At 64.5% G+C, this 20,618-nt stretch carries 21 protein-coding genes; 15 read left to right on the top strand and 6 right to left on the bottom strand.

Translation table 11 applies throughout. The features are described from left to right. Positions 1-114 precede the first annotated feature (114 nt). Positions 115-636, bottom strand: a complete 522-nt coding sequence (locus tag OKC44_RS12360) for a GNAT family N-acetyltransferase (RefSeq protein WP_139707374.1) — start codon at positions 634-636, stop codon at positions 115-117. Positions 637-753: 117 nt separating this feature from the next. Beyond that, complete coding sequence (locus OKC44_RS12365) at positions 754-1,575, bottom strand: HDOD domain-containing protein (protein WP_270813108.1); 822 nt, start codon at positions 1,573-1,575, stop codon at positions 754-756. Between the two features lie 173 nt (positions 1,576-1,748). On the opposite strand from OKC44_RS12365, the gene OKC44_RS12370 reads away from it, so the two are divergent. Both OKC44_RS12370 and ypfJ read left to right on the top strand, forming a co-directional pair. Continuing rightward, entirely contained in the window at positions 1,749-2,012 is a 264-nt protein-coding gene (locus tag OKC44_RS12370) for a hypothetical protein (protein ID WP_005308154.1), read from the top strand. 107 nt (positions 2,013-2,119) lie between these two features. Beyond that, the gene (ypfJ, locus tag OKC44_RS12375) at positions 2,120-2,965 is read left to right on the top strand and encodes a KPN_02809 family neutral zinc metallopeptidase (protein WP_029301797.1); all 846 of its coding nucleotides are present in this window, start codon (positions 2,120-2,122) and stop codon (positions 2,963-2,965) included. A gap of 60 nt (positions 2,966-3,025) precedes the next feature. Here ypfJ and aphA read toward each other — a convergent pair whose 3' ends face one another. Then, the gene (gene aphA, locus OKC44_RS12380) at positions 3,026-3,736 is read right to left on the bottom strand and encodes an acid phosphatase AphA (RefSeq protein ID WP_270813109.1); all 711 of its coding nucleotides are present in this window, start codon (positions 3,734-3,736) and stop codon (positions 3,026-3,028) included. A gap of 215 nt (positions 3,737-3,951) precedes the next feature. On the opposite strand from aphA, the gene OKC44_RS12385 reads away from it, so the two are divergent. Continuing rightward, on the top strand, positions 3,952-4,371 hold the full coding sequence (locus OKC44_RS12385) for a nuclear transport factor 2 family protein (RefSeq protein ID WP_219281225.1): 420 nt from the start codon (positions 3,952-3,954) through the stop codon (positions 4,369-4,371). On the opposite strand, the gene OKC44_RS12390 is transcribed toward OKC44_RS12385, so the two are convergent. Continuing rightward, the gene (locus OKC44_RS12390) at positions 4,337-5,029 is read right to left on the bottom strand and encodes an AraC family transcriptional regulator (protein ID WP_270813112.1); all 693 of its coding nucleotides are present in this window, start codon (positions 5,027-5,029) and stop codon (positions 4,337-4,339) included. The genes OKC44_RS12385 and OKC44_RS12390 overlap by 35 nt on opposite strands. A 141-nt stretch (positions 5,030-5,170) precedes the next feature. Here OKC44_RS12390 and OKC44_RS12395 point away from each other — a divergent pair, with 141 nt between their 5' ends. From OKC44_RS12395 to OKC44_RS12415, 5 genes are read left to right on the top strand one after another with little or no spacing between them, the layout of a single operon-like run. After that, positions 5,171-6,391, top strand: coding sequence for a PAS domain-containing protein (locus OKC44_RS12395; protein ID WP_270813114.1), 1,221 nt, complete (start codon positions 5,171-5,173; stop codon positions 6,389-6,391). Between the two features lie 9 nt (positions 6,392-6,400). Continuing rightward, positions 6,401-6,775, top strand: coding sequence for a sigma-B regulator RsbS (locus tag OKC44_RS12400; protein WP_011704395.1), 375 nt, complete (start codon positions 6,401-6,403; stop codon positions 6,773-6,775). 6 nt (positions 6,776-6,781) lie between these two features. Next, the gene (locus tag OKC44_RS12405; RefSeq protein WP_270813116.1) at positions 6,782-7,852 is read left to right on the top strand and encodes an ATP-binding SpoIIE family protein phosphatase; all 1,071 of its coding nucleotides are present in this window, start codon (positions 6,782-6,784) and stop codon (positions 7,850-7,852) included. Further along, a complete protein-coding gene (locus tag OKC44_RS12410; RefSeq protein WP_270813118.1) occupies positions 7,853-10,519 on the top strand; it encodes a response regulator in 2,667 nt (888 codons plus the stop codon). Further along, the gene (locus OKC44_RS12415) at positions 10,458-11,660 is read left to right on the top strand and encodes an HD-GYP domain-containing protein (RefSeq protein ID WP_080602659.1); all 1,203 of its coding nucleotides are present in this window, start codon (positions 10,458-10,460) and stop codon (positions 11,658-11,660) included. Before OKC44_RS12410 ends, OKC44_RS12415 begins: the two co-directional genes overlap by 62 nt. On the opposite strand, the gene OKC44_RS12420 is transcribed toward OKC44_RS12415, so the two are convergent. Next, the gene (locus OKC44_RS12420) at positions 11,657-12,328 is read right to left on the bottom strand and encodes an ATP-binding protein (RefSeq protein WP_118882061.1); all 672 of its coding nucleotides are present in this window, start codon (positions 12,326-12,328) and stop codon (positions 11,657-11,659) included. The genes OKC44_RS12415 and OKC44_RS12420 overlap by 4 nt on opposite strands. A 248-nt stretch (positions 12,329-12,576) precedes the next feature. Here OKC44_RS12420 and OKC44_RS12425 point away from each other — a divergent pair, with 248 nt between their 5' ends. From OKC44_RS12425 to OKC44_RS12455, 7 genes are all read left to right on the top strand, one after another. Beyond that, entirely contained in the window at positions 12,577-13,893 is a 1,317-nt protein-coding gene (locus tag OKC44_RS12425) for an MFS transporter (RefSeq protein ID WP_011704390.1), read from the top strand. Positions 13,894-14,028: 135 nt separating this feature from the next. Continuing rightward, a complete protein-coding gene (locus OKC44_RS12430; protein WP_016349179.1) occupies positions 14,029-14,745 on the top strand; it encodes a MarC family NAAT transporter in 717 nt (238 codons plus the stop codon). Positions 14,746-14,905: 160 nt separating this feature from the next. Beyond that, complete coding sequence (locus OKC44_RS12435; protein ID WP_005308127.1) at positions 14,906-15,109, top strand: hypothetical protein; 204 nt, start codon at positions 14,906-14,908, stop codon at positions 15,107-15,109. A 264-nt stretch (positions 15,110-15,373) separates the two neighbouring features. Beyond that, positions 15,374-16,270: an N-acetylmuramic acid 6-phosphate etherase gene (gene murQ, locus OKC44_RS12440; protein WP_241416920.1), complete on the top strand. Its 897-nt coding sequence runs from the start codon at positions 15,374-15,376 to the stop codon at positions 16,268-16,270. Positions 16,271-16,369: 99 nt separating this feature from the next. Continuing rightward, positions 16,370-17,824 carry a PTS N-acetylmuramic acid transporter subunit IIBC gene (gene murP, locus OKC44_RS12445; protein WP_241416922.1) on the top strand — a complete coding sequence of 485 codons (1,455 nt, stop codon included), beginning with the start codon at positions 16,370-16,372 and terminating at the stop codon, positions 17,822-17,824. Between the two features lie 101 nt (positions 17,825-17,925). Beyond that, a complete protein-coding gene (locus OKC44_RS12450) occupies positions 17,926-18,999 on the top strand; it encodes a porin (protein WP_270813124.1) in 1,074 nt (357 codons plus the stop codon). 49 nt (positions 19,000-19,048) lie between these two features. Continuing rightward, complete coding sequence (locus OKC44_RS12455) at positions 19,049-19,654, top strand: DUF2057 domain-containing protein (protein ID WP_270813125.1); 606 nt, start codon at positions 19,049-19,051, stop codon at positions 19,652-19,654. A gap of 87 nt (positions 19,655-19,741) precedes the next feature. On the opposite strand, the gene OKC44_RS12460 is transcribed toward OKC44_RS12455, so the two are convergent. Next, a complete protein-coding gene (locus OKC44_RS12460) occupies positions 19,742-20,602 on the bottom strand; it encodes an SIS domain-containing protein (protein ID WP_011704383.1) in 861 nt (286 codons plus the stop codon). Positions 20,603-20,618: the final 16 nt, after the last annotated feature.

A 20,618-nucleotide genomic window follows, 5' to 3' on the forward strand; every position in this document is an offset into this window, starting at 1 on the left:
CTGCCCAACGGCAGCGCCCGATGCAGACAGGCCGCAACTCACGGCGGCCTCTTTGTCTCACTCCCGCAAATTTTCCCTGCATCACCTAGCCAGCATCCGCACTCTTGGCCGCTCTCAGACCCGGCAGGCCTGCGCTCCTTCCGCTTCCAGCAGCAGACACTCATCCGCATCCTCGGCCAGTTTGACCAGCCTGCTCTGCACCAGCCCCAGCTTGGCCAGCAGCGCCACCGAACGCTCGTTGCCCGGGGTGACGATGGCGACCACCCGCTTGATGCCGAGCCGCTCCCGACCATCCTGCAGCGCCGCCTGCGCCGCTTCGATGCCATAACCCTGACCGCGATAGGCGGGCAGGAAAGCGTAGCCGATGTCTTCACAAGGCAGGGTATCGCGCTTGATCAAGCCGCAGATGCCGAGCTTGGCGCCGTCGCTGCGCCGGGCCACCAGATAGAGGCCGTGACCGTGGCGGGCATAGCTGACCGCCGGCCCCTGCTGGATGTAGTTTTCGGCATCCTGCAGAGTGCGGATGCCCCGATCGCCGATGTAGCGGTGAAAGTCGGGGTCGTTGAGCAGTTCGACAATGAAGGGGGCATCGGCAATGGTCAGTTCGCGCAGTTCCAGGCGCTCGGAGAGGATCATGACAAGGGCTCGCATAGAAGAGACAGGCCCCAAGACTGCCCCCGCCACCGGCTATTGGCAAGGCCGCCACCATGAAAAAGGGCCGCAGTGCGGCCCTGGTCAATGAAATCAGCCGTGTCAGGCCGCCAGCAGCCCGGCGTAACCATTGCCCTGCTCGCGCAGCGCCACGAACACCGCCGCGCAGTCGGGCCAGGAGAGACCGACCCGCTCGGCCACCTGGGCGGGCCACTCGGGCGGCGCCTCGTCCCCCACGTCGGACTGCGCAGCTAGGGCGATGGCCAGATGGATGAGGGCAGCCTCGACAGAGAACTCCTTGGCCAGCAAGGGGTTGTAGTGATACTCCACCGCATGGCAGATGCTCAACGGGAATTGCCAGCGCCTGGCCATCTCGGCCCCGGTCTGGGCATAGTTGAAGCCGACTACCAGCTCCTCGGCCTTGGCGCGCCCCTTGCTGGGCTCCAGATCCTTGATGTGGTTCACCATGTTCTCCGGCAGCCCCACGTGCATGATGAGCCGCCCCATGTCGTAGAGCAGGGCGCAGGTGAACACCTCCTCCCCCTTCATGCCCTTGAGCTTGGCCAGCCGTCTGGCCAGTTCGGCCACGTCGAATACCTTGCCCCAGAAATGTTTGAGATCGATGCCGGGCACCGCATTGATGGAGCCGGTCAGGCCGCAGGCGAGCACCATGTTGCGCACCACGTCGACCCCGAGCCGCACCACGGCCTCGTTGACGGTGGCGACCTGGCGACTGCCGCCAAACTTGGCGGAGTTGGCCAGCCGCAGCAGCTTGGCGGAGATCACCGGATCCTTGTTGATCTTCTTGGCAATCAGCAGGATATCCGGCTCTTTCTCGTTGAAGGTCTGCACCAGTTCGCGCATGACTTCCGGCACGTTGGGCAGGTTCTGGGGCTTGGATAACAGCGAGTCTATGGTGGGCATATTGATATCCGTCCATGCGATTTTATGATGGTTGTTGTTTGCCGACAGCAAACCCACATTAATTATGGGTAACAAAAACCGCCCCTACCGAAATGTTTTTATCGAAATATTTCAATGCGTTAATAGCTATCTCGCTATACTGGCATCCTTTATGACATGACGAGGCACAGCACATGAGCGAACCCACCGAGTTCTTCGACGAACAAACCCTGCTGGAGATGGTCGACAACCAGCTGAGCGACGGCCACCCGCTGCAGGTCAAGGCGACCCTGATGCGGCTGGTGATGAAGGGCACGCCCCGTGAAGAGGCGCTGCAATATATCGCCTGTGCCCTGGGGGCCGAACTGATGGCGATGGAAGCGGATCAGGGCCCCTTCAACCTCGAGCGTTACGGCCAGTTTCTGGACTCCCTGCCCGAGATGCCCTGGGCCGAATAAACGCCCACTCCCGCCGCCGGCGACCCAGTCGCCGGCCGGCCCCCGTTAGGCAAGCCACCCCGCCAGCCATTATCATTACTGCCACCGGACAGCAGGGGAGCAAGCATATGCGCTGGCAAGATCGCCGTGAGAGCAACAATGTGGAAGACAGGCGCCAGCAGGGCGGCGGGGGCGGCATCCCCATCGGCGGCAAGGGGCGTCTGATCCTGCTGGTGGTGGTCATGGTGGCCGGCTACTACGGGGTGGACCTCTCCCCCCTGCTCAGCGAGCCGACCACCCAGAGCCAGCCCCAGCGTCAGGAGATGTCTCAGCCGGCCAAGGATCCCCTCGCCAGGTTCACCTCGGTGATGCTCGCCTCCACCGAAGATGCCTGGGGCGAAATCTTCCAGCAGAGCGGCAGCCGCTATCAGGCACCCAAACTGGTACTCTATCGCGGCGCAACCCGTACCGGCTGCGGCCAGGGCCAGTCGGTGATGGGCCCCTTCTACTGCCCGGCGGATCGCACCGTCTACATCGATCTCTCCTTCTATCAGGAGATGCGCGACAAGCTGGGGGCCGACGGCGACTTCGCCCAGGGCTACGTGGTGGCACACGAGGTGGGCCACCACGTGCAGAACCTGCTCGGCATCGAGCGCAAGATGCGTGAGCAACAGCAGGGGTTGAGCCGGGCCGAGCAGAACAAGCTGTCGGTCAAACTCGAGTTGCAGGCTGACTGCTTTGCCGGCGTCTGGGGCCACTACATGCAGCGAGAGCAGGTGCTGGAGCATGGAGATCTGGAAGAGGCGCTCAACGCCGCCCAGGCCATCGGCGACGACCGTCTGCAGCAGCAGAGCCAGGGCCGGGTGATCCCGGACAGCTTCACCCACGGCAGCTCGGCCCAGCGCTACGCCTGGTTCAAGCGCGGCTTCGACAGCGGCAAGCCCGCCAGCTGCAATACCTTCGCCGCCCGCTAGACGCCCAAAAGAAGGGCCGGATCCTTATAGGATCCGGCCCTTTTTCCATTCATGGGGACGTCAGTACTGGGAGTTGACGATCACCTCCTCCCCCAACGCCCCAGCCAGCGGCAGTGGCCGGTAGGTGGAGTTGGCCGAGCGCAGCAGCCGGATGCCGCGAATGCCGAGCTCCTGCGCCGCCTTGATGTCGCCATCGGCATCGCCGTAGAAGATCTTCATCTGCTTCTCCTTGAGCCACTGCACCTTGGTGTTCTGGCCCGGCTGATCGCCGGCGAAGATCACCGGGTTGAGCTGGTCGGCCGGAATGTTCATGGTCTGCTGCAGGGTCTGGCTGACGGTTTCGGTCTTGGTGGCCGAACGGCCGGTGACGAAGTAGATGTGATCGCCGCGTTGGAGGTGCATGGCGATGAGCGCCTTGCCCACCTCCTTCGGCACACTGAACGCGTCCCAGCCGTTGTTCATCTTCTCCCAGAAGGCCGGGTTCTTCAGGTAGCTCTCGTCATTGGGGGAGAACTCCTGCTTGCCGCGATAGAACCCCGGGCTGGAGAAGAGCAGGGTGTCGTCGATGTCGAAACCTACCGCCATCGGCGGCAACCCATCCAGGCTCCTGGCAATCTGCGTCACCGACACCCAGTGAATGGGGGCCTGCTGGGCCAGGGTCACCGCAGTGACACCGGCGGGGCTGACCGGGGCTTCGACCGCCACGGCGGGCAGGGTCAGGCTGGCGGCGACCAAGGAGGCAAGCAGGGCAAAACGGGGAGATAAGGACATGATACGGCTCGTGACATGAAGGAAACAGGGGGCCGATCCTGCCCCATGCCGGCCTCGGAAACCGTGAAACCCGCCACAAAACAGGGCCAAGTGGCACGCATCACCACGGCAAGCCCCCATCTTGGCGCAATCGCCAAACAGGATGGCGTGGGCACCAAGGCCGGAGCCGACGATGCGCCCCATACTGGCCACTCCCATCCACTCAGGAGCCCATCATGGATTACAAGCAACGGCTGCAAGCCTGCCTCAACCGGGTCATCTGCGACCCCGATTTCACCCCGGCCGAGCTCGATCACTGGTTCTGCCCGGACTATGTCCAGCTGGTGGATGACCAGCGGCTGGATCGCGCCGCCTTCGAGCAACACCTGCTGGTCCTGCGCCAAAGCCTGGCCCGCTGCGAGATCCACTTTGTCTCGCTGCTGGCCGAGGGAAACCGGGTCCACTCCCTGCATCGGGTGCGGGCCTGGCGTCACGACGGCACACGGATCGAGTGCAAGGTGAGCGCCCTGTTCACCTTTCAGGGCGAACGCCTGAGTCACACCGATGAGCTGACCTGCCTGCTGGCGGGGGAGCCAACCGACCGGGATCTCGGCTCCCGCCTCACGGCTCCGCCGGCTCCCGCAAGAAGCGATTGAAGGCGTGAGAAAAAGCGCTGAAATCCCCGTAACCCAGTTCGAGGGCTATCCGCGACAGCGGCTGGCCCTGTTGCTGCAACTGGCGGGCCCGTCCCATCACCACCTGTTGCCGCCATTGCCGAAAGCTGCAGCCCAGCTGCTGGCTGAACAGCCGGTTGAGGGTACGCACCGAGGCACCTGAATCGGCCGCCAGCTCCGCCAACCCGTATTCGATGGAAGGGTGCCTGCAGACCCGCTCCAACACCCGCAGCAGCCGCACGTCCAGCGCCGCGCTCAGCATGAATCCGGCCGCCACCGGCGCCTGTCGCAGCTCGGCCGCCAATACCGTCAGATAGGCATCCCTGAGCCCCGGCTCCGCCATGTCCGCCAGCCGCTCGAACAGGCCGGCCAGCAGCGGGCTCACTTGGTGGGTCGTCAGCTCGCTTCCCCCATCCAGGTCATCCAGATAGATCAGACTGAGCCGGGAGTGACGCAGCACCCTGAACTCATGGGCCAGCCCGGCCGGGATCAGGCAGAGCTGGCCCGCCACCAGCAGCACGCCTGCCGCCTCACTGCTGATCACGCCACCACCCTGATGCAGATAGCAAAACTGTGAGCCACCGTGACAGTGGAGGGCGGTGAGCGCGCCTTGCGGGTAGTCGCGATACAAGAGGTTCATGACGAACTTCCCAGGCCCAAGGCCCACCCACCAGCAGGCTCTTTCGGCACTTCTTGTCCCCCGCTCTCGTCCCGGTGGGCTATAACTGCTGTACGCCTTCTAATGACATTCAAATCAATTGCACCATTTATTGGAGATGCCATGGACGTGCACACCGCCGCTGCCCATTCGAATACAGTCACTCCCGCTTCACCCCAGGCCAGACTGGAGGCCGTCGACCAGCTGATGGCACGGCTCGAGCTCGCGCCAGACGGCTTGATCCTGGATGCCAACCCCCGTTTTCTCGCCATCATGGAATATCAGCTGGCCGAGCTCAAGGGTCAGCACTACAGCATGCTGCTCCCCGCACAGGCGGAAGAATCCGCCGACGAGGCTGCCCGTTGGCAGGCGCTGCGGACGGGACAGGCACAGGAGGGAGAGTTTCACCGGCTCGATCGGCAAGGACGGGACATATGGCTGCGAGGCAGTTGCAGCCCCCAGCTGGATGAACAGGGCGCGCTGGTCCAGGTCATCGAATACACCATGGATCTGACCGAGCAGAAGCAGCTGAACGCCAACTTCGAGGGGCAGCTCAACGCCCTGAGCCGGGTCATGGGCAAGGTGGAGTTTTCACTGGATGGCATCATCCTCGATGCCAATGCCCGTTTCCTAGAAACGGTGGGCTATCAGCTGGAGGAGCTGAAGGGCCAGCACCACCGGCTGCTGGTCGATCCTGACTACGCCCAGTCGGCCGACTATCGCAGCTTCTGGGAAACCCTGCGCCGGGGTGAATTCCTGGCGGGAGAGTTCTGCCGACTCGGCAAACAGGGGGAAGAGATCTGGATCCAGGGCTCCTACAACCCGGTGCTGGATCTCACCGGCAAGCCCAGCAAGATCGTCAAGTTTGCCACCGACATCACGGCCCAGGTGGCGCAGCATCGCCAGCTCAAGCGCGCCATGGAGGAGGCCGAAGAAGCCGCCAGGGTGCGCGAGGAACTACACAAGTCGCTGCAGGAGATGTCGACCCCGGTCACCCCCATCTGGGACGGGATCCTGCTGCTGCCGCTGGTGGGGATCATCGATTCCATGCGCACCGCCGACGTGATGAACAAGTCGCTCACCAAGATTGCCGAGACGCGGGCCCGGGTCTTCGTACTGGACATCGCCGGGGTCGCCACCGTGGATACCGGCGTCGCCAACCAGCTGATCAAGATCACCAAGGCGACCCAGTTCATGGGGTGCGAGGCCATCATCTCTGGCGTCTCGCCGGCCATCGCCCGCACCATGGTGGAGCTGGGGGTCTCTGTCGGCGACATCCGTACCACGGCGACCCTGCGGGATGCCTTCGAGATCGCCCTCAAGCGGGTTGGATCCACCCTCTAGGAGAGATGCATGCTGCTCAACAATGATCTGGGCATCGCCGACGTGGCCGACTGCATCGTGGTCAGCATGCGCCCCGACCTCGGTGACGAGGGCATGCAGCAACTGATGCAGGCCCTCTCCCAGCGGCTGATGCTGGGCCGCCAGCACGCGGTACTGCTCGACTTCTCCGGGGTCATGCTGCTCGATCACCACGAATTCAGGCAGGTTCGCAAACTGGCCGAGGTGTGCCGCCTGCTCGGTGCCGTCTGCCTGCTGGTGGGACTCAATGCGGGGATCGCCGCCTTTCTGGCGCTGGCCGATGCCGAGCCCGGGCCGCTGCGCTGCTTTCTCGACATGGACGATGCCTTCGCCCATGTTCGCACGACGCTCAAGGATGAGGAGTAGCGCATCATGCAGTTGGAACAGAGCGTGCAAGAGGCCAGCTACCCGCTGCGCCACGACATCGACCTGCACCTGACAGTGATGGCGGTACGCCGCCTCCCCTTCATCGCCAACCTGTCCGAGGTGGACCGTGCCATGCTCTCCACCGTGGTCTCCGAGCTTGGCAGCAACATCCTGAAATACGCCGAACGGGGGGAGATCACCCTCACCCTCCATCATCCCAGAGGGCGCCCCTGCATCGACATCGTCGCCCGCGATCAGGGCCCCGGCATTGGGGACGTGCATCAGGCCATGCAGGATCACTACAGCACCTCGGGTACCCTGGGCCTGGGCCTGCCCGGCGTGCGCCGCATGATGTCAGAGCTCACCATCAGCACCCCGCCGGAAGGGGGGACTCTGGTGCAGGCCCGCAAGTGGCTGGGCGCGGCGCCTCTGGTATCCAGGCCAATCGCCCCCCTCGCCTGTGCCGGCCAGCTGCACGCCGGCCTGCAACTAACATGGGCCAGCGAGAACCGCCCCTGCTATCCGGAACGGGTCTCCGGCGATCTGGCCTTCATCCGGCCGGGGCCGGAGGGGGTATCGCTGATCCTGATCGACGTGAGCGGCCACGGCACCTCGGCCAACAAACTGGTACAGGTGCTGGAGGCGGCGCTGCAGCAAACCCGCGAGCAGGAACCGGCCCGCCTGTTGCAACTGTTGCACCAGCACTGCATCGGTACCCGGGGCGCCGCCGCCGGCGTGGCCTTGGTCAACGGCGAACGGGGTGAGCTGAGCTATGCCGGCATCGGCAATACCCGCATCTGCCTGCGTGGCCGCGAGCCCTGGCGCGGCATCTCCCGCGATGGGGTGCTGGGAGAACGCTTTCCCACCCCCTTGCTGCAACGCCAGCCACTCGTCGCGGGGGACGTGGTGATGCTCTATTCGGACGGTATCAGCGAATCCCTCAACCTGCGCGACGGTGCGCTGGATCTGGCCGCCGAACCCGCCCAGCTGGCACGCCAGGTGATCGCCCACAGTGGCCGCAGCACCGACGATGCCAGTTGCATCGTGCTGCGGGTACAGGCGGGGGAGGAGAACTAGATGCGGCAACTGATCGGCGAAACCTTGCTGTCAGGCCCGGCGGCGGCACTCACCGCCCGGCGCAAGGTGATCCAGGTACTCACCTGCCTCGACAGAAGCCCCACCTTCGTGGCACCGCTGGCAGGCGCCACCTCCGAGCTGGTACGCCAGCTGGTGGCGAACGCTGAGCCGCTGCAACTGCAGGTGTGGCTGGAGCCGCACGCGCAGGAGTTGTGGCTCTCGCTCTCGGCTGATGCCCCCTTCTCCCCCGAGCCGGACGGCCGCCATTCACGTGGCATCCGGCTGGTAGCGCACGCGGACAACGCCATCGCCCTGGTCTACCGCCTGCCCCGCTGGCCCGATGAACCGCTGCTGCAACAGATGCAGCGGCAGTTCGCCGAACCGACCCGGGACGAGCTGTTTGCGGTAATGCAGGCCAAGAACCAGGAGCTGGAAGTGGCCTATGAGCTGGCGGAGGGCGCGACCCGGGCCAAGAGCGATTTTCTCGCCAACATGAGCCACGAGATCCGCACCCCCATGAACGCCATCCTCGGCATGTCCCATCTCGCCCTGCAGACCCGGCTCGATCCGCAGCAGTTCGACTACGTCAGCAAGATCCAGCGTTCGGCCCAGCATCTGCTCGGCATCATCAACGACATCCTCGACTTCTCCAAGATCGAAGCCGGCAAACTGGATCTGGAGCGGATCGAGTTCGATCTCGACCATGTGCTGGAGAATCTGGCCACCCTGGTGGGCGAAAAGGCGGAGGCCAAGGGCATAGAGCTGCTGTTCGAGGTCGATCACCAGCTCGATACCCTGCTCTATGGCGATCCCCTTCGCCTCGGCCAGATCCTGATCAACTACGCCAACAACGCGGTCAAATTCACCGAGCAGGGGGAGATCCTGGTCAAGGTCAGCTGCCTGGAGAAACAACCTCAGGAGGTGTTGCTGCACTGTTCGGTACAGGACACCGGGATCGGCATGAGTCAGGAGCAGCAGCAGCGGCTGTTCCAGTCATTCCAGCAGGCGGACAGCTCCACCACCCGCAAGTACGGCGGCACCGGCCTCGGCCTCGCCATCTCCCGCAAGCTGGCGGAGCTGATGGGCGGCGAGGTGGGGGTACAGAGCGAACCGGGCCAGGGCAGCACCTTCTGGTTTACCGCCCGACTCGGCCGGGGCAGGCGCAGATCCCGCTATCTGCCGAGCCTGGATCTGCGCGGGCGCCGCATGCTGGTGGCCGACGACAGTGCCAGCGCCCGCACCATCATGGCCGCCCTGCTGCGCAGCATGAGCTTTGTGGTGGACACCGCCGAATCGGGCCAGCAGGCACTGCAGATGATCGCCGGCGCCGAGCAGGAGGGGCAGCCCTACGAAGTGGTATTGCTGGACTGGCACATGCCGGGGCTGGATGGCATCGAGACCGGTCGCCGCCTCATCGCCCGCGGCATGGGCCAGCGTCCCTACCGGGTCATGGTGACCGGCTACGGACGGGAGGAGGTCTTTCGCCAGGCCGATACTGCCGGCTTTGATCGGGTGCTGGTCAAGCCGGTATGCGCCTCCGTGCTGTTTGACACCGTCATCGGCCTGTTTGGCCAGCAAGCAAGCCCCCTCACCTTCAAGCCACCACAGGCGACCCATCACTACCGCTTCGACGGGCTCAGGATCCTGCTGGCGGAAGACAACGAGCTCAATCAGCAGGTGGCGCTGGAGTTGCTGCGGGCGGTCGGTGCCGATGTCAGCATCGCCGGCAATGGCGCCATCGCGCTGGAGATGGTGGCCCAGACCCACTACGACCTGATCCTGATGGACATGCAGATGCCGGTGATGGATGGCCTGGCCGCCACCCGGCTGTTGCGCGAGCGGGAAGACGTCGGACAACACACCCCGATCCTGGCGATGACGGCCAACGTCATGGCCGGTGATCGCGAACGCTGCCTCGCGGCCGGGATGGACGATCACATCGCCAAGCCCATCGACCCCGACAGGCTGTATGCGGCCCTGCAGCGCTGGGCCACCTCCTTCAGCCGCGAGGTCAGCAGCAGACTCACTGCCTCGCGCGCATCCCCCGCCACCGCTTTGCTGCCACAGCTGCGGGCGCTCGGCCTCAACGCCGAAACCGCCCTGCAACGCTTGATGCACAACTGGGAGTGGTATCGGGATCTGCTGCAACGTTTCGCCCGCCAGGGTAGCCAGCCGATGGAAAGCCTGCTGGCCGCCCTGCAGGCGAATGACCGGGAAGAAGCGCATCGACAGGCCCATACCCTCAAGGGCATAACCGCAACGCTGGGGGCCGGGTCGCTGCAGGAGGTCTCGGCCCGGCTGGAGAGCGCCCTCGCCCGGGGAGACGACGCCGCCAGCCTGCTGCCGCTGGCCGAACTGGGGCTGCAACAGCAGCAGCAACTGGCCGCCGGCCTGCTGACGCTGCTGCCGGCCCCTGCCGCCCCCGGCTTGCCGGAAGCAACCCCCGCCGAGCTGGCGCCCCTGCTGCACCAGCTGACCGGGCTGCTGCTGGAAGACGATGCGGAAGCCTTCATCCTGTTCCAGCGCAATCAGGCCAGGCTCGCCCCCCTGCTGGGCGAGGCGGCACCGGCCATGCACGATGCCATGACCCGTTTTCGCTTCGCCGATGCCCTGGCACATCTGCAACAAGTCCGGGCCCTCAGACCCGATCTGTTCAACCAAGAGTGAGGCCACCATCATGCTCAACTTGCTGGATCCCGATACCAAACCCACCCTGCTGGTGGTCGATGACACACCGGAAAACCTCTCCCTGCTCAGCGCCCTGCTCAGCCCCCACTACCGGGTCAAGGTCGCCATCAGCGGCCAGCGGGCGCTGGAGATCCTCTCGGCCGGCACCCGGGTGGACCTGATCCTGCTCGACGTGGTAATGCCCCAGATGGATGGCTATCAGGTGATGCAGGCACTGCAGGAGATGCCGCAGGCGCGGGAAATCCCGGTGATCTTCCTGACCGCCAAGGTGGAAGAGAGTGCAGAGGCGCACGGCCTGGCGCTGGGGGCCGTCGACTACATCCACAAGCCGATCACCCCCGCCATCGTGCTGGCGCGGGTCAGAAACCACCTGGAGCTGAAAGCGGCGCGGGATCTGCTGCACGACCAGAACGCCTTCCTAGAGCAGGAGGTGGAGCGCCGTACCCGGGAGAACGAACTGATCCAGAACATCACCATCCATTCCCTCGCCTCGCTTGCCGAAACCCGCGACAACGAGACCGGCAACCATATCCTGCGCACCCAGCACTATGTGCGGCTGCTGGCGGAGACCCTCTGCGAGCACCCCCGCTTTCGTGCCGAGCTGACCCCCAAGACCATCGATCTGCTGTTCAAATCAGCCCCGCTGCACGACATCGGCAAGGTTGGCGTGCCGGACCGGATCCTGCTCAAACCCGGCAAGCTGGATGCGGACGAGTTTGCCCAGATGAAGCACCACTCCATTCTCGGCAAGGAGGCCATCGTCCACGCCGAGGAGGCGCTGGGCGTGGAGGTGGAGTTTCTGCGGCTGGCCAAGGAGATCGCCTGCTACCACCACGAAAAGTGGGACGGCACCGGCTACCCCTATGGCCTGATCGGTGACGAGATCCCCCTCTCGGCCCGCTTGATGGCGCTGGCCGACGTGTACGACGCCCTCATCAGCAAGCGCTGCTACAAGGCCGCCATGTCCCACCAGGAAGTGGTGCCCATCATACTGGCGGGGCGGGGCAATCACTTTGACCCCGACATCACCGACGCCTTTGCCCGCATCCACCAGCAGTTCCACGAGATCGCCCTGCGCTACAACGACGACAAGGGCGAGCGGGAGTCCAACCGCGACTAGGCGGTGGCGGGCAGCAGGTCGGTGAAGACGAAGCCGTCCCGCTCCACCGTCTCCCCCACCCGGATGGCCAGCGGCCGCTGGAACATGGGGCCGTCCCAGGCCAGGGTATGAAACTCGCCGTTCTCGCCGCAGGGGTCCACTCCGGCGGGCAGGGCCGCCAGCAAGGCCGCGTCAAACTCATGCCCGCCGAGGGTGGCGGGCAGCTTGCGCGGATCCAGAGTGCTGATCCTGGCCCTGAGCCCTGCCGCCATCATCTCGCCAGCCAGCTCGTCGGTCTTGCTGCCCCACAGCGGAAACAGCGGCGTGATCCCCGTCCCCGCCAGCTGTTGCCCCCGATAGGCGCGCACATCCTCGAGGAAGAGATCGCCAAACGCCATGTGGCGGATCCCCTGCGCCACCACGTCCGCGATGAAGTCAGTCATGATGCGGGCGTAATCTTCATTGCTGCAGGGCCAGGGCAGGTCGATGGTGGTCAGCGGCAAGCCCACGCACTCGGCCTGTGCCAGCAGCAACTGCTTGCGCACCCCGTGCATGGCCACCCGTTCGAACGCCTGGTTGAGGGTGGTGAACAGCCCCACCACCTCGATGGCCGGATCCTGCCGCAGTGCGTGCAGCGCCCAGGCGCTGTCCTTGCCGCTGCTCCAGGAGAGCAGCACCTTGGTCTTCATATGATTTCTCCAGCTATCTTGAGGTCGGAGCCGGCAAGGCGCCGGCCATCGTCCCGATTATTCGCCCCGGCAGACGAGCCCGGCGCTTGAGCGTGTCGCTCCGTCTCGCTGCACCAAAAAGCTGCAAGACAGTGTTGCGAATTGTGCGATTTACATCACGGGATGCAAAAGCATACCCTCGGTAATGAGCGTGTCCCCTGCAAGGATGGGGGAACAATAACTAAAAAAACGATGGGAAACATAAGGATATGACGACAGTCACACCAGCTTACGACCACAGCCGTCCCCTCAACCGACAGGATTACAAGACCCTGAGCCTGGCCGCCCTCGGCGGCGCCCTCGAGTTTTACGACTTTATCATCTTCGTCTTCTTCGCCGTGGTGATCGGCGAGCTGTTCTTCCCGGCCGACATTCCCGAGTGGCTGCGCCAGTTCCAGACCTTCGGCATCTTCGCCGCCGGCTATCTGGCCCGCCCGCTGGGCGGCATCATCATGGCCCACTTCGGCGATCTCATCGGCCGCAAGCGGATGTTCACCCTCAGCATACTGTTGATGGCGCTGCCGACCCTGCTGATCGGTCTGCTACCCACCTACGCCACCCTCGGCATCGCCGCCCCCCTGCTGTTGCTGCTGTTGCGGATCCTGCAGGGGGCCGCCATCGGCGGTGAAGTACCCGGTGCCTGGGTGTTCGTGGCAGAACACGTGCCCGCCCGCCGGGTCGGTGTCGCCTGCGGCACCCTCACCGCCGGGTTGACGGCCGGCATCCTGCTCGGCTCCCTGGTGGCCACCGCCATCAACCGCGGCATGAGCCCGAGCGAGGTGAGCGACTGGGGCTGGCGGCTGGCCTTCGTGCTCGGCGGAGCGTTCGGCATCGTCGCCATGTACCTGCGCCGCTGGCTGCACGAGACCCCGGTCTTTGCCGAGATGCAGGCCAACAAGGCGCTGGCGGAAGAGCTGCCGCTCAAGACGGTGCTGCGCAGCCACAAGGGCAGCGTCGTGGTCTCCATGCTGCTCACCTGGCTGCTCTCCGCCGGCATAGTGGTGGTGATCCTGATGACCCCCACCTACCTGCAGAAGGTGCATGGCATCAGCCCGGCCGATGCGCTGACCGCCAACTCGCTGGCCATTCTGGCGCTCACCTTCGGCTGCATCGTCTATGGCCGGCTGATCGACGCCCTCGGCAGCGGTCCCACCTTCATGCTGGGCTCATTGCTGCTGGCCGGCGCCAGCTACGCCTTCTATCACGGGCTGGCAACCGACACCAGCCAGCTGGTGCCGCTCTATGCGCTGGCCGGTTTCTCGGTGGGGATCGTCGGTGCCGTGCCCTACGTCATGGTCAACGCCTTCCCGGCGGTGGTGCGCTTCTCCGGGCTGTCGTTCTCCTACAACGTGGCCTACGCCATCTTCGGCGGCCTGACGCCCATGCTGGTCACGCTCTGGATGAAGGAGGACGTGCTGGCCCCCTCCCACTACGTAGTCAGCCTGGCTGCGCTCGGCTTCGTGCTCGGCCTGCTGCTCTGGCTGCAGCAGCGCAGCCAGCGCCAGAGCGCGCCACAGGCAGCCTGAATCATCCCGAGCCCCGCCCAGTGCGGGGCTTTTTTCATATGGCTGGTGTTCAGCCCGGCCGACATAAGATAGCCTCCCTCTCGGGCCCCTCGACGGCCCGGGACACTCCTCCACCCTAGTCATCCGAGGTTCATGATGTTCTTTCAGGTCGTATTTCTCGCCTTGCTGGCGCTGCTGCCCATGGTCAACCCGCCCACCACGGCCACCCTGTTGCTGGGGCTGAGCAAGGGCATGTCGCGCGAGCACGTGCGCCGCCAGATCAACCTGGCCGCCATCTATCTGTTCTGTACCCTCTGCGTCAGCTTCTTCATCGGCTCCTCCATCCTGGATCTGTTCGGGATCTCCATTCCCGGCCTGCGCCTGGCCGGCGGCCTCATCATCGCCTTCATCGGCTTTCGCATGCTGTTCCCGGCACCGAGCCAGGCGGCCGGGGTCGACATCAACCAGAGCATCGCCTTCGTGCCGCTCACCATGCCCAGCATGTGCGGGCCGGGCACCATGGCGCTGGTGATCAGCGGCGCCGCCCAGATCGCCGAGCTGCCGGACGAATACAACCGCTTCACCATCTATGCCGCCATGGTCACCGCCTTCGCCCTGATGAGCCTGCTCAGCTGGGGGGTGCTCAAGCTGGCGGATCCGGTCTGCAAGATCCTCGGCGCCACCGGCATCGATGCCATGACCCGGATCATGGGCTTCTTGCTGGTCTGCATGGGTATGCAGTTCTGCATCAACGGCATCAAGGAAGTGGCGCAGGATCCGGTGTTCCACGGTGCGCCGGCGGCACAAACGGCACCCGCGTTGCCACACGTATCCGGCGCCCTTGATCAATTGCCGGACCCGCGCCAGCCCTGACTGAAAACGGTGTCATAAAAGCGCAGGAATCGTCGCTGATCTTGCGCCTGATCATGTTGTTGACACATAAATGAGTTAGTGTGTTTTTCATACAGATTCAATTCAGAGAGTGCTTGGTAGGTTTATGGATGGACACCCACTCACTTCAGGAGATGTGCAAATGGAAAAGATGCTGACCGAGATTGGAAGCTACAGCCTGTTTCATGAATATCTGAACGTGGTCGGTGCCGCCAGCCCCGCTCTGACCCGGATCAAGAGCCGGTGGGAGTACAAGCAGAGCGATCGTCTGGTTGCCCAGATCAGGGTCGATCAACAAGGCAACGCGCGCTTCTTCATCGACGCCCGCGCCATTTCGGTCAACTGACCGAGCCCCGTATCTGCAGCCCCGGCCCTTGCCGGGGCTTTTTATTGGCTGGCGCTCACCCCCTCCTCGGCGCAATCAGCACCACCCAGCTCCCCCCATGGATGTCACCGTGTAGGAATTTTCATAACTTAAAAACAAAAATAAATGGAATAATTAATTATGCGACATTGATCTCATCATAGAAATCAAAAATCGATAATCATGCCTGTCATCAAGAGGGATGTTTTACGCCGGGAGTGGCGATGACCTTAAGCAGAGGAAACGATGACCATTGACCTATCAAGCATGATTACCGAGACCCGCAACCCGGCCAGCGTCGAGATCGACCAGTTGCCGACCCTGGAGATGCTGCGCGTCATCAATCAGGAGGATCAGCAGGTTGCGCTGGCGGTCAGCCAGTTGCTGCCCGAGATCACCCGGGCGGTCGATGCCATCGCGGCAGCGTTCGGCAAGGGAGGCCGGCTGGTCTACATCGGCGCCGGCACCTCGGGCCGGCTCGGCATCCTGGATGCCAGCGAGTGCCCGCCGACCTACGGCGTCTCTGCCGAGCAGGTGGTCGGCCTGATTGCCGGCGGCCACAAGGCCATCTTGCAGGCGGTCGAGAACGCCGAAGATGACGCCGAACTCGGTTCCCAGGATCTGAAAAACATCCAGTTCTGTGCCAACGACGTGCTGGTGGGCATCGCCGCCAGCGGCAGAACCCCCTATGTGCTGGGTGCCATGGCCCACGCCAGAGCGGTGGGCGCCACGGTCTGCAGCATCAGCTGCAACCCGGGCAGCCCGCTGGCCCAGGCGGCCGACATCAGCATGGTGGCGGTGGTCGGCCCCGAGATCGTCACCGGATCCTCCCGCATGAAGGCGGGTACCGCGCAGAAACTGATCCTCAACATGCTCTCCACCGGCGCCATGATCCGCACCGGCAAGGTCTACGGCAACCTGATGGTGGACGTGGAAGCCACCAACGCCAAGCTGGTGGAGCGGCAAAAACGCATCGTGATGGAGGCCACCGACTGCGAGCGCGCCGTGGCGGAGCGGGCGCTGGCACAGGCGGACAACCACTGCAAGACCGCCATCGTGATGATCCTGGCCGGACTCACGGCCGACGAAGCCCGCACCCGCCTGCAAAGCAGCAATGGCTTCATCAGCCAGTGCACCCACTGATCGGCCAACCGCACATTGGCCGGGCCAGGGACGGCAATACCACAACAAGAACGGGGTGCCCAGGCACCCTCATGACACAACAGACTGACTGGGTTCTTTATGGCAAAAATAACTGACTCCATGGTTGGCCAGCTCATCCAGGCCATCGGTGGCCGCGACAACATCACCCACTGCGGCCACTGCATGACCCGGCTGCGGCTAAGCCTGGCCGACAGCCTGCATGCCGACCGGGATACCATCAAACGCATCGCCGGCGTGATGGGGGTCATCGAGAGCGACGACCAGTTCCAGATCGTGCTGGGGCCGGGCAAGGCCCAGACCGCCTGCGAGCTGATGAACGGCATGTTGAGCGCAGGGCTCGGCGCACTGGAGGCGCCAACCGCCCAATCCGCCGATCTGGGCGAGATCGCCGCCGCCAAGAAACAGGCGCTGAAGCAGAAACAGACCAGTGCAGCCCACCGCTTCCTGGCCAAGTTTGCCACCATCTTCACTCCGCTGATCCCCGGCTTCATCGCCGCCGGCCTGCTGCTCGGCTTCGCCACCCTGATCGAGCAGACCCTGCTGCTGGAAGGCCAGCAGGCGGGCGGCATGCTGGCCGAATTCGTCGGCTACATGAAGCTGTTCAGCAAGGGCTTGTTCAGCTTCCTCAGCATCCTCATCGGCTACAACGCCCAGAAGGCGTTCGGCGGCTCCGGGGTCAATGGTGCCATCCTCGCCTCGCTGTTCGTGATGGGCTATGACCCGCAGGCCACCAGCGGCATCTATGCCGGGGTCAGCGACTTCTTCGGCCACCAGATAGATCCGCGCGGCAACATCATCGGGGTGCTGATCGCCTGCATCATCGGCGCCTCGGTGGAGCGTCAGGTACGCCGCTTCATACCCGACAGCCTCGACATGATCCTCACCTCCGGCATCACCTTGCTGATCATGGGGGCCGTCACCTTCGTCCTGATCATGCCCCTCGGCGTCCAGCTCTACAACGGCATGTCCTGGCTCTTCATCCACCTCAACGGCAATCCGTTCGGCACCGCCATCCTGGCCGGCCTGTTCCTCATCTCGGTGATGTTCGGCATCCACCAGGGGTTCGTGCCCGTCTACTTCGCGCTGATGGATGCCCAGGGCTTCAACTCCCTGTTCCCCATCCTGGCGCTGGCAGGGGCCGGCCAGGTCGGCGCCGCCCTGGCGCTCTACAGCCGCGCCGGCAAGGACTCCCTGCTGCGCACCCAGGTCAAGGGCACCATCATTCCCGGCATCCTGGGGGTCGGCGAGCCGCTCATCTACGGCGTCACCCTGCCGCGGGTCAAACCCTTCATCACCGCCTGCTGCGGCGGCGCCCTCGGCGGCTTCCTGGTCGGCCTCATCTCCTGGCTGGGCCTGCCGGTCGGTCTCAATACCGTGTTCGGCCCCTCCGGCATCGTCGCACTGCCGCTGATGACCTCTGCCCAGGGGATCTTCCCCGGCATGCTGGTCTACGCCGCCGGCCTCGCCGTCGCCTACCTCGGCGGCTACCTCATCACCCTGATGTTCGGCTGCAAGAACGTCGATCTGAGTTAATCCCCCCTCCGGATTCATCACCAAGGTCTGGCCCCGAGCAATCGGGGTCACGGCCAAACTCACCCCGGCTCTGGCACAGAGCCCACACAGGAAAGACAACAATGAAACAGTCCATGCTTGCCCTGGCCATTCCTGCCCTGCTTGCCGTCGGTACGGCGCAGGCCGCCGTCATCTATCAGGCCGATGACGGCTCCAACGTCGATCTCTACGGTCGCCTCGGCTTCAACATCTCGGACAAGAAGAGCGGCAACGATCAGGGCGATTTCGACGGCCGCATCGGCTTCACCGCCCGCCAGACCGTCAACGAGCAGGTGGCCGTGATCGGCATGGCCCAGTACCAGGTCAACGCCGCCGAATACGCCAACAACGTGCAGAAGAACAGCAGCGATCTCACCGCCCGTTACGTCTGGGCCGGGCTCGATGGCGGCCAGTGGGGCAAGCTGACCGGTGGCCGGGTCTCCTCCGGGCTCATCATGTTCACCGACATCGGCGACGTGTTTGCCGCCTCCGATGTCTCCATGGCGCGCCAGGCCAGCAAGGTGGACTCCACCGCGGTACAGGTGTTCCGTCAGGACGGCACCCTGCAATACCAGAACACCCTCGGCAATCTGGACTTGTCGCTGGCCTACATCCTCGGCAACGGCACCTCGGATCTCGACTACGGCTACAACGGCGCCCTGCGCTACACCTTCGATCTCGGGGCGGCGGGCAAGCTGGCGCCGGTCATCGCCTACCAGCAGAGCAAGGCGGCCCAGACCGGGGCCAGCAAGGTCGACCCCAATGCCGACGAGTACCGCTTCAGCGGCATCGGCACCCGCTACACCCTGGGCCCGCTGATTCTGGGGGCCCTCTATGCCAAGGATCAGGTGAGCTATCGCAACGGCCAGGCGGACAGCGAAGACAAGGTGTGGGAGCTGACCGCCGTCTACGACATCAACCAGAAGTGGGCCGCCCGCGCCGGCTACCGCCACCTCGACAACGACGGGGGAGACGGCATGAGCCTGCGCGACACCACCCTGGAGCTGCAGTACAAGCTCACTCCGCGCTCCTCCCTCTACAGCGCCTACGTGTTCCGAGGCGGTGAAGACGGGCTGGCCGGCAGCACGGTCACCAGTTTTGGCGGCAGCAGCAACAGCGAGGATTTCTACCACCTCGGCCTGCGCTACGAGTTCTGATCCCCTGCCGGCCAGTCGGCCGGCTTTTTGCTTTCTGCTGGAGCACCCCATGATCCGCCTCCCACTGCTCACCACCCTGCTGCTGTTGCTGGCCTTGCCGACCCAGGCCGCCCGGCTGGAGCTGGCAGACAACCTTACCCTGCTGGCCTCATCCCGGGGCAAGGCCTCCCCCTTCGAGCGCGCCCTCACGCTACCCGCCGGTGAGACCCGGCTGCTGGTGCGCTTCGACAGCCCACTCGATCCCGGCTCCACCAACGAGAGCCAGGGTCGCGTCCGCTCCGCCCCGCTGCTGCTGACCCTGACCCTGCCGGCCAGCGGCACCCTGCGGCTGGTCACCCCGCCACTGCCCACGCCGCAGGCCATTCGCCGCTTTGCGGCCAGCCCGGCACTGCAGCTGGCGACCGCTGACGGTACCCGCCCCTTGCTGGCCACCGCCCTGCCGCGCAGCCAGGACAGCCTGCTGACCAACTATCAGGCGCTGCTGGCCCGTTACGACGGGTCGGCCAGCGCAGCCACCGCCCTGCCAGCCGTCACGCCCATGCTGCCCGCAGCCACCTCGGGCGCCGTGCCCGTCGACCCTGAACTGCAACGGCGCTACCTCACCGCCGACGAGGCCCAGCGCAAGGCTTTCCTGCGCTGGGCCCTCGCCCTCTGAGCCGGCACTGGCCCATAAAAAAACCACCCGCAGGCGGGTGGTTTTTTCTCTCGGCAGGTCTCGGCGTCCGTTGCAGCCGGGCCCGCGTCACTCCTTGTTGAGCCGGTCGATGGCACCGCGAGTGCCGTCGATCAGCGCCCAAGCCTCGTCGCGGCGCTGCACCAGGCCGAGGAACAGGATGTCGGTGATGGTGTTCTGGGCAGTGCGCGACGAGATGGAGGAGATGCGCAGCTCGTTCTCGTCGGCCACCGTGTCCAGCACCATGTCGGCCATCTGCCGCAGAGGGGTGTTGCGAAACGAGGTGACCGCGATCAGGGTGGCGCCGTTGCGCTTGGCCAGCTCGGCCGCCGCCAGCACATCCCGGCTGGCACCGGAATAGGAGACCACCAGCTGCACGTCCCCCGGTCCCAGGGTCTGGGCGATGGAGATCTGCACGTGGCTGTCCTGGGCGAACAGGGTGGTGACCCCGATCTTGAGCAGCTTGTACCAGAGATCCTTGGCGGTCAGCGCCGAGCCGCCGATCCCCACCAGCTGGACCCGGCCAGCCTGGTTGATGACGTCCAGCACCCGCGCCAAAGTGGCGTTGTCGAGCGCCTGGGTGGTCTCCACGATGGAGTTGATCTTCTCCTGGGCCAGCTTCTTGGCCATGGTCTCCAGATCGTCGTCGCGGCCGATGCCGTTGTAGAGATCCCCTACGTTGTCGGTCTTGATGGCGTGCTTGCGCCCCAGATCTTCGCTGACCGCCAGCTTGAAGGCGGTGAAGCCCTTGAACCCGATCTTCTGGGTGAACTTCACTATGCTCGACTGGCTGACGTCAGCCTGCTGGGCCAGCTCCTGGGAGGAGAAGTGGGTCACCTGCTCCGGGCAAGCCAGGATGTAATCGGCGATCTTGAGCTCGCTGGGGGAGAGCTGACTGCGGATATTGGAAATTTTCGACAGGGTAAGCATGGGTTCTCTCTGCTGC

Source organism: Aeromonas sp. S41-2 (genome assembly GCF_027705845.1).
Taxonomy (GTDB): Bacteria; Pseudomonadota; Gammaproteobacteria; order Enterobacterales; family Aeromonadaceae; genus Aeromonas; species Aeromonas hydrophila.